Here is a 9,093-nt window from a genome sequence, read left to right on the forward strand (position 1 = left end):
AGTAGCGAGCAAGATGCTGAGTAGCGAGCAAGATGCTTAGTAGCGAGCAAGATGCATAGTAGCGAGCAAGATGCCTAGTAGCGAGCAAGATGCCTAGTAGCGAGCAAGATGCCTAGTAGCGAGCAAGATGCCTAGTAGCGAGCAAGATGCTCGCACTACAATAATTTCGCCATGATTGACATTAAGGTTTAAATGCCGAACAGCTTACCATCAAGCTTACTCCCTTCTGCCTTCGGTCGTATTATATCCCCCAGCATAAGTAATGACACACATATTTTGATACTGAATATGATAGCCAAAAGCTACACCCGCAACTTGAAACGCGGAATTAAAGATATTGTTTCGGTGCCCGCGATCGCGCACCCCATCATCGATAATTAATTGCATAATAATTTCATCCGCTCGCGCCACACCGTAAGTAATATTTTCACCCCCTGTGATCTGCCAACGCCCATACCGATTCAGACGGATAAAAGGAGTGCTGCGATCGCCACCAATATGCCCAATATTTCCCGTTTCTCCTTGATCACGAACATGATCCCTCGCTGCTTGTGACATCCCTAGAGATAGTTTTAACGGCGGTAAAGGACGAGTGGATTGGAGAAAATCAATCGCCTCATCAACCGCATTTACACCTTCAATTGTGCGTAAAAATACTTGTTGAGAAAGTTTGACCTGGTTCCCCGAAAACCGCTGTTTCCAGTTGTTTAAAAGCGGAATATAAGACGTGGGCGTTGTTCGCACTTTATTCATTTCCTCAATCACCCTCAATTCCAATGGCGAGAGAATAATTGTCTGGGCTGAATTCATCATTGATTCTTGGGTGTGGGATATCACATAATTACAATAGACGTATTGGGTTCTGGAAAAACGGCTCACGGAAGCTACCCTATCCCTGCTGTCGCCCTCCAACCTTGATATGTACTCGCCCATGACCAATTTCTCAGGAACAACGCTGTGCAAATTCCTCGACTGCACCCAGACACCATCGCCCAAGTCAAAGAACGAGTAGACATTGTTGATATCGTCTCGGAGCAAGTTGTGCTGCGAAAGCGGGGTAAAGAGTATGTGGGCTTGTGTCCCTTCCATGGCGAAAAGACACCCAGTTTTACCGTCAGTCCCAACAAACAAATGTACTACTGCTTCGGCTGCGGTACGGGTGGAAGTGCGATTAAATTCCTCATGGAAGCGGGAAAACAGTCCTTCAGTGAGGTGGTTCTCGATTTAGCTCGGCGCTATCAAATCCGAGTGAAAACCCTGGCACCTGAACAACGTCAGGAGTTACAGCGTCAGCTATCCTTACAGGAGCAACTGTATGAGATTTTGGCACTCGCCGCCTCATTTTATCAGCACGCACTCCGACAACCCCAAGGACAGCAGGCGCTGGAGTATTTACAATCTCAGCGACATCTGGGTGAGGAAACCCTGCAACAGTTTCAGTTAGGGTATGCACCAGCGACGTGGGAAACCCTGTACCGTTATCTGGTGGAACAGAAAGGCAAACCTGTACAACTGGTAAAAGATGCGGGATTAATTTTGCCACGCAAATCAGGAGACGGTTATTATGATCGGTTTCGCGATCGCATCATGATTCCGATTCATGATCGTCAAGGGCGAGTGATTGGGTTTGGCGGGAGAGCATTAGGGGATGAACTTCCCAAATATCTTAATTCTCCGGAAACGCCGCTATTTAATAAAGGCAAAACCTTATTTGCCTTAGACAAAGCCTACAACGCCATCTCGGATCAGGATCAAGCCGTAGTTGTCGAAGGCTATTTCGATGCGATCGCGCTGCATCGGGTAGGGATTCACAACGTCGTCGCCTCCTTGGGTACAGCCTTAAGTCTGGAGCAAATGCGCCTACTGCTGCGTTACACCGAATCCAACCAAATCATCCTCAACTTTGACGCCGACAAAGCCGGAACCACAGCCGCCGAACGTGCGATCGGAGAAATTGCCGACTTAGCCTACAAAGGGCAAGTCCAACTGCGGATACTTAACCTCCCTGATGGTAAAGACGCCGACGAATTTCTCATCCATTCCCCTGATGGGGAAAAACAATACCAACAGCTCCTCCAAAACGCGCCCTTATGGTTACATTGGCAGATTGATCAACTCATAATCGGAAAAGATCTCAAGCAAGCCCCCCAATTTAAACAAGTTGCTCAGAAAATCGTCAAATTGCTGTACAAATTAGAGGACGTTAATCAACAAACCTATTACATTGATTATTCTGCCGAAAAGCTGAGTCAGGGGCAAACTCATCTGATACCTCGACTCATCCAAAATTTCCAGACGCAACTGAATAAATTACGCCAGACTCCAATCAAGAAAGATGACAAGTCTAATCTGAAGCAGCAAAAATTACCTGTCTCGATTGACTTATCCCTTAGCCAAGAACACAGTCTACTCGAAGAAGCGGAAGCCTTACTCTTACGAATTTATCTGCATCGTCCCGAATATCGCCAGACCATTATCGACATCTTAGATGCCAAAGATTTGCTATTTAGTCTTTCTCCTCACCGATTTTTATGGCAGCAAATCTTAGATGTGCAATCTGTCGCTCAATCCATTCTATTACAGCACCCGGAAAAGCTAATTTCCCTATTACAAGACCGCAGTATCCAGTTTCCAGAGGAAATGGTTCTGGTCGAACATTTATTCCACTTAAATGAAAAGCGTAGTGAAGATCTTACGCGCACACCCTTAGCCATTCGCTCTGCCGCTGCTTGTTTAGAAGTCGTAACCTGGAACAAACACAAGCGATATTGTCTAGAACAATGGCAAAAGCTAAATTTCGCTACTGATCCAAAACGTAAGGAATACTATTCTCAAGGAATTCGGGAAGCCTATAAACGCTTGCAAGAGTTACAGAAAATGCGTCAAACTAACATCTTAGACATTCATGAATTTGCCCCCATATAGTTAGGGGTTGCTGAATAAGTTGTGGTTGTGGGTGGAGCCGGGGGAGCTAATTTAATGGGAAGCTCTAGTCTTAACAGTTAAAAACAGAATAAAGTATCGCGAGTTTGGCGACCTGTGGTGGGGTTTGTACCTGTAGCCATTTGACACAATTGTTCTTCGGCTTTGGGATCAAGAAAAGCGTCCGTAAAATCAGCTCCCTCAATTGTCGCACCATCAAACTGAGCATTGAAAGCGTAGGCACTTTCAAGCACGGCATTTTTCAAATTAGCACCATTCAAACGCGCTTTATCTAATGTTGAGTAGCTGAGATTTGCCCCTTCCAAATTCGCCAATTTCAGATTTGCCCCAAAAAAACTAACGCCCTGCAAATCCGCCTGGCTAAAATTACTTTCTCGCAAATCCGCCTGGTTAAAACTGGCATCAGTCAGCACGCGATCGGAAAAATCTGAATTAACCAAATATTCTTTGTTATAATCCACAGCCAAAGCCGGGGCAGCGTGAAGCATCGCTAGGGTAAAAAGACTACCAATAAAAATTAAGAAGCTAGCTATTCCAACTAAAATGAATCTGAACATAATTTGTGAAATCTGTAGATGTTTCTGACCAATTATATAAGTAGTCGGACTTGGAGCCTGCCCTCGAAGGTCGTGAAGGGTTCTGCAGATGCTTCGTTTCGTTCCTCCGCTTCGCTCCGGACTCCACTCAGCATGACAGATTCTACCTTAGACTGCAACTTGGTATGACGAATGACGAATGCAAAAGGACAAATGACGAATGCAAAAGGACAAATGACAACTAAAAAAGGACAACTAGGAGAACAGCTCGTTGCCACCTGGTTACAAGCCCAAGGTTGGACTATTTTACATTACCGATGGCATTGTCGCTGGGGAGAAATCGACCTGATTGCCTATCGGGATGGAGAGGTAAAGGAAAATCCTGTCTCCAATCTGGATATAAACCCCCAATTTCAGCCCCCTACCCCCTTGCCAGCAAACGCGGAGTCACCTATCTTAGCCTTTGTCGAGGTGAAAACTCGCAGTCGAGGGAATTGGGATGCCGATGGTCAATTGGCGATTACATCCTCTAAGCAAGCGAAAATTTGGCGAACAGCTGAACTGTTTTTAGCAGGAAATCCCGATTTAAGTGATCTTCCTTGTCGGTTTGATGTCGCCCTAGTTCGCTACCACCGTATCTGTAAAAACTCACGCTCTGTTAATACTAGGAACCTATTGCCGACTTCAGCCCCTCAATTTGGTGAACCGTTCCTTCTTGAAGGATATGAGCTTATTTTACAAGACTATATCGAATCCGCTTTCTTTTGACTACTTGGTAGTTTTCTACGGGTGTTTGGTTTAAGTATTGCCGCAAGGATAGATAATTGTAAGGTGTGTCGCGGAACTAAGAATCCCCGCACTTATAGGGCGGGGAGTGTCAAGAAGGGCAGGTTTTGTTGCAGCGAACTTCGAGTTCCCTCCCCTTGACAAGGGGAGGGTTAGGGAGAGGTCAAACTTCTTCAGCGGGGTAATTGGTGATTAGGGAGTAGGAAATTCTCCCCCATCCCAATGCATCACGCCGATTTCATCGTTGTCATCGGTTCGGGTAAGGTTAGAATCTCTACCCCATCTGACGTAACTGCTATAGTATGCTCAAACTGAGCCGAAAGCTGACGATCCTTGGTCACGGCTGTCCATTTATCAGCCAGAATTTCCACTTCCCACGTCCCTTCATTAATCATAGGTTCAATGGTGAACACCATCCCGGAGCGCAGACGCTTTCCTTTACCACGAGTACCATAGTGAGGCACCTGGGGAGCCGTATGAAAGATTCGATTAACTCCGTGTCCGACAAAATCCCGCACCACAGAAAAACCATTAGCTTCCGCGTATTCCTGAATAGCCGCCCCAATATCACCAATGCGGTTTCCCGGTTTCACGGCGGCGATTCCCCGCATCATACAGTCGTAGGTGACTTCAACCAGTTTTTTGGCGATGGGTGAAGGTGTACCGACAAAGAAGGTTCGGGACGTATCCCCATGAAATCCATCCACAATCGGGGTGACATCAATATTGATAATGTCCCCATCTTGCAGAATTTGTTTAGGATTGGGGATACCGTGACAGACGACTTCATTAATACTGGTACAAATTGACTTAGGAAAGTCATGATAACCGAGGGGAGCGCTTTTTGCTCCATGTTCCTGAGTCCAGCGCTCGGCTTCATCATTGAGTTCCAAGGTACTGACTCCTGGCTGAATCATGGGTTCAATGTGATCCAGGAGCTTGGCGGCTAAACGTCCCGCTTGACGCATTTTCTCGATTTCTCGGCTCGATAGGAGAACGATTCTTTCTGGTGCCATGACTATTTATGCGGTTATTTCCCTAATCAACGAGGGTGTATCTATGTGAGTCTTTCTTAACTTTACTGCGATCACTTGCCTATTCCGTAGCTACGTCTGGAACATTGCTCCCCCAGCTCCCCCAGCTCCCCCAGTTCCCCCAGCTCCCCCTGCTCCCCCTGCTCCCCCTGCTTCCAGACGCGCCATGGCACGTCTCTACATTGCTCCCCTCCTGCCTTCTTCATCAACTCTTTACATGAGAATTCAGAAATTTCCCAATTCTTTAGTGAAGTGTGGCTTAAAATAATAAATAAGTCGTTATACTCATTAAAATAAATCAAAATGACAATCTGGGTAAATGTCAGAGAATGCCAAAACTGAGCCAAATTAGCTTTATGAAAAAGTTAATTCTATTCTCAATACTACTATCAGGGAGTTCTGGTCATTTACCATTAACCCTGAGCTAAAGTTACAGTGTTTTTGAAGTCATTTTCTCTGATAGTGTGGGGGAATGCTCGGCTAAGACACATTTAAATTACCTATTTGTTCCCTTTACTAAAATTTTGGTAATTCGTCGCTTTGGAGGCAAAATCGAGTAGGTTCAATGTCTGCTCTGGTTAACAGCGTTACAATTTCAACAAAATATTATTCCTTAACTATCTACCCCTAATCATCAGAGATAATAACCCGGTTTTTGTGAGGTGTCATGACAGAGCTAGCCCTAATCCGCAAACCCATTATTCAACCCACTGAAATCCTGAGTCAGTTACAGACAGGACAACTCCTCAGGGTGAATAGTACTCGTGGTAATGCATTAATCATAATACACCGTCATCATGCAGAACTGGCGGGTTCTGGTGCTGCCGTTGGTGGACTTTTCGATGTAGATTGCACGCGAGTGATTCCCCTTGGTACGCTTTCGTTAGTGTATCCTGAATCGCGGTACGAACGCCAGAAAGCGTATCAATTACGGCAGCGCTGGATTTTGTTCACTCAACATGCCATGACAACTTATGTACCACTACACCGTGCCAAAATCTTATTGAGTTTACTCTATAAATATTTCGACGCCCAGCTTATTGATGAACTCTCAGATGAGGTGATTGCTCAGTTAGTTGGGGTTTTGCCAAAAACAATTGGTATAGTTCGTCGAGCGCAAAAGTCACCGACTCAACAGAAACCCCAGGCGAGGAAATCCGTAGGGGTTTGACTCAATGAACTTAACTGCCAGTTTGCTATTTTTTTAATCCCGGCAAAAGAACGCTTCCTTGAGTTTAGTATGAATGCCACTGAATTAAGGCTGGTGGGCAGTGCCCACCCTACGGTATATCAAGGGTCTTATTTTAGTGTCATTGAGTGTAGTATAGAGGCGATCGCGAAAGTATTGGTGATACAATTGGCAACGCAGCCTAACCTTGCCTTGATCTACCTGCACCAGTCCCAGATTCTGCAAGCGACGGGTAAGAATTGGCTCGAATTCTACAGGCGTTGATGAATTGACCAGTTGAATCAAGGCACTCATTAGTTCTGAATCCTGGTGGAGATGCTCTAATAACTGGTGCAAATGCTCCCGATAAATGTCTGCTTTTGCGGTAACGGTTGCTAAGAATTGGTCAATGGGAATATTTTCTGTTTTAATCGCATTTAAAGTCAGCTGAATCAGATAAGAATGACCCCCTAAAAACTGATATAATTGCTGGATCTGTTGGGGATGCCAATTGAATCCATGGCGAATCACTAAATCTTGGACTTGTTCTCCTGTTAATTCAGGTAACTGAATCGATAATTCTGCTGTAAACTCAATGGAATTAACCCCAGACATGGCGTAAATTTCAGTTGAATTCGCAATCACGAGGCGCAAGTTTTGCCACATCTGGCTACACCTATCCCCATAGCTAGCTTTTTCACCCCAGGTTTGCAGTAACTTAAAAAATTCTTGAGCAATCTCTGGATAGTTCAATAGTGTATCAGCGTTGTCTAAGGCTAAAACCAAAGGATTACCTAGTTTCGGTAAGAGATAATTTTCAAAATAATACGTACTGTTAGCATTTCCGCCATAGATATCATCCCAATAAGTTGGCACTTGATGCGGTAAATCTAAGCCCCGTGTCACTACCGCACAGAACCATTGCAGGAATCGATTTAAATCACAAACTATCGCCGACTCTGCCAGTTGCAGGTTTAAGAGAATAGTCTGAAAGCCTTCCGCCCTAGCCTGCTGCAAGATTCGCGTCATCAGAGAGGTTTTACCCATTTGCTTGGGGGCAACAATTTGGATGGAACTCCCCGGTTTCACCAAGGTTTCGTGACAAAGGGATTCAATGGGTAGGCGTTCGATATAAAAAGGAGAATTGAGAGGTACTGGACTTTTGAGCGGAACTTGCTCATAATCAGATAATTTGCCGTCTGCTTTGGTATAATCCTTAGGATTAAGCGTCAGATCAAAAGCGCTGAAATAGGATATCAATGTTTTGCGATCGACAGGTATGATCCGCCGTCGTACCTTGATCAGGGTGTTTGGACTTAAATGGGTACGTTCGCTTAATTGTTCCAGGGTGTAGGGTTTTCCCCCATTATCTTGAAAGGCTGACTTGCGCTGCGCGGCTTTTAGGCGTTGCCAACCTTGAACGGAAAGAATAACTCCCCGTTGACGTTTGGGAGGCTGATATTTTGGTGACATTTAGGTTAAGAGTCGCTTAAGGGTCAAATTTGTTCAAACTGTTCATTCTAAACTAAAACTGTGAAAAAACGGTGAACGCTTGATCTGAAGTCGCCGACTGTTACGCCGCATCATAGAGTCAGTCGTTAAGTTGTGAACCTAACTTGTGATCTTGCATTGTATTATTTGGGGAGTAAGGGCAAACTGCAAGAAACAAGTTGATAGGGCAAATGCCTTAGTGATTACAATGATGGGCATTATCGGTACTTTAAGCGACGTATCATTACCAGAGATTTTTCAGTTAATTGAAAAGGGCAAAAGAACGGGACTGTTGACAGTTCGTGCTTTGCCGCCAGCTACCGGAACTTACTACTTATGGGTAAAACAAGGTCACATTATCGCGGCGGCGAATCGCCAAGATGGACAAGGTTTAATCTCATTGATTAGCAAATGTCAATTAGTGAGCGATCGCGTGTTATCCAAACTGGTTCAATGGTGTTGTCCAGTCAATCAGCCATTAGGCGTCTGTTTAAAACAACAAGGTGTTTTAACTCGCTTAAACTTAGAACAACTGTTTCAAATTCAACTGTTGCAGCAATTGTCTGTGCTTTTTCAACTGCAAGATGGTTCTTTTCGATTTGATTCCCTGGCGGTAATTCCTACTCAAGAAATGACCGGGTTAAGTATTCCGGCGACAGAAGCCACCTTAATGGGATTGCGCGTTTTAGCCCATTGGGATAATTTGGCAGCTAAATTACCTGATCCGAATCAAAATTTGCTCAGAAAAATTGCGGGTTATCCTGCTTATCAGCTAGATACACTAGAATGGCAAATTTGGCAGTATAGTAAAGGAGCTGTATCGCTTCATACCATTGCCCAAAATCTCAAGTTTCCCGTCGAACAAGTGCAACATATTGCCTTTAGGTTAATTAGTATGGGATTAGCTGAAGTAATCCCTTAAACCTCGCTTGTCGTTGCGCTAAAGCGCTATCGTTCGTAGTCAGCGCTTTAGCGCTATAAACGCCCGCTTTAAGGCTCTTCCGTACCTGTTATGCTAAATTGCATCAGAATACGCCCAAAATCCTTGCTTAGCAAGGATTTTGGGCGTTATTTCGAGTTAACTTAGACTGTGGAGGCATAAAATCACGGTATAACTGAATTTGGAGCCGTTTTA

At 44.7% G+C, this 9,093-nt stretch carries 8 protein-coding genes; 4 read left to right on the forward strand and 4 right to left on the reverse strand.

Going from position 1 to position 9,093, the window contains the following annotated elements; genetic code table 11:
- Window positions 1-216 precede the first annotated feature (216 nt).
- Complete coding sequence (locus RIG27_RS27315; protein ID WP_446350301.1) at window positions 217-813, reverse strand: CAP domain-containing protein; 597 nt, start codon at window positions 811-813, stop codon at window positions 217-219.
- Between the two features lie 144 nt (window positions 814-957).
- Between RIG27_RS27315 and dnaG the strand changes: the two genes are divergently transcribed.
- On the forward strand, window positions 958-2,925 hold the full coding sequence (gene dnaG / locus RIG27_RS27320; RefSeq protein ID WP_446350302.1) for a DNA primase: 1,968 nt from the start codon (window positions 958-960) through the stop codon (window positions 2,923-2,925).
- A 77-nt stretch (window positions 2,926-3,002) separates the two neighbouring features.
- Here dnaG and RIG27_RS27325 read toward each other — a convergent pair whose 3' ends face one another.
- On the reverse strand, window positions 3,003-3,500 hold the full coding sequence (locus tag RIG27_RS27325; protein WP_446350303.1) for a pentapeptide repeat-containing protein: 498 nt from the start codon (window positions 3,498-3,500) through the stop codon (window positions 3,003-3,005).
- A gap of 171 nt (window positions 3,501-3,671) precedes the next feature.
- Between RIG27_RS27325 and RIG27_RS27330 the strand changes: the two genes are divergently transcribed.
- Window positions 3,672-4,247 (forward strand): YraN family protein, encoded by a 576-nt coding sequence (locus tag RIG27_RS27330; RefSeq protein ID WP_446350304.1) that lies wholly within the window; start codon window positions 3,672-3,674, stop codon window positions 4,245-4,247.
- Between the two features lie 245 nt (window positions 4,248-4,492).
- Here the strand turns inward: RIG27_RS27330 and map are convergent, their stop codons facing one another.
- Window positions 4,493-5,281 carry a type I methionyl aminopeptidase gene (gene map / locus RIG27_RS27335; protein ID WP_446350305.1) on the reverse strand — a complete coding sequence of 263 codons (789 nt, stop codon included), beginning with the start codon at window positions 5,279-5,281 and terminating at the stop codon, window positions 4,493-4,495.
- Between the two features lie 685 nt (window positions 5,282-5,966).
- Here map and RIG27_RS27340 point away from each other — a divergent pair.
- On the forward strand, window positions 5,967-6,470 hold the full coding sequence (locus RIG27_RS27340) for a hypothetical protein (protein WP_446350306.1): 504 nt from the start codon (window positions 5,967-5,969) through the stop codon (window positions 6,468-6,470).
- Window positions 6,471-6,554: 84 nt separating this feature from the next.
- Here RIG27_RS27340 and RIG27_RS27345 read toward each other — a convergent pair whose 3' ends face one another.
- A complete protein-coding gene (locus RIG27_RS27345) occupies window positions 6,555-7,940 on the reverse strand; it encodes an AAA-like domain-containing protein (RefSeq protein WP_446350307.1) in 1,386 nt (461 codons plus the stop codon).
- Window positions 7,941-8,085: 145 nt separating this feature from the next.
- On the opposite strand from RIG27_RS27345, the gene RIG27_RS27350 reads away from it, so the two are divergent.
- Window positions 8,086-8,880 (forward strand): DUF4388 domain-containing protein, encoded by a 795-nt coding sequence (locus tag RIG27_RS27350; RefSeq protein ID WP_446350308.1) that lies wholly within the window; start codon window positions 8,086-8,088, stop codon window positions 8,878-8,880.
- Window positions 8,881-9,093: the final 213 nt, after the last annotated feature.

Origin of the sequence: Coleofasciculus sp. F4-SAH-05, from assembly GCF_040222985.1 — a bacterium.
Lineage (GTDB): Bacteria > Cyanobacteriota > Cyanobacteriia > Cyanobacteriales > Coleofasciculaceae > Coleofasciculus > Coleofasciculus chthonoplastes.

Bases quoted from the DNA above. Each gene is read 5' to 3' on its own strand.
- RIG27_RS27330 (WP_446350304.1), top strand. From the start codon at position 3,672: ATGACGAATGCAAAAGGACAAATGACGAATGCAAAAGGACAAATGACA.
- RIG27_RS27340 (WP_446350306.1), top strand. From the start codon at position 5,967: ATGACAGAGCTAGCCCTAATCCGCAAACCCATTATTCAACCCACTGAA.
- RIG27_RS27345 (WP_446350307.1), bottom strand. From the start codon at position 7,940: ATGTCACCAAAATATCAGCCTCCCAAACGTCAACGGGGAGTTATTCTT.
- RIG27_RS27315 (WP_446350301.1), bottom strand. From the start codon at position 813: ATGATGAATTCAGCCCAGACAATTATTCTCTCGCCATTGGAATTGAGG.
- map (WP_446350305.1), bottom strand. From the start codon at position 5,281: ATGGCACCAGAAAGAATCGTTCTCCTATCGAGCCGAGAAATCGAGAAA.
- RIG27_RS27325 (WP_446350303.1), bottom strand. From the start codon at position 3,500: ATGTTCAGATTCATTTTAGTTGGAATAGCTAGCTTCTTAATTTTTATT.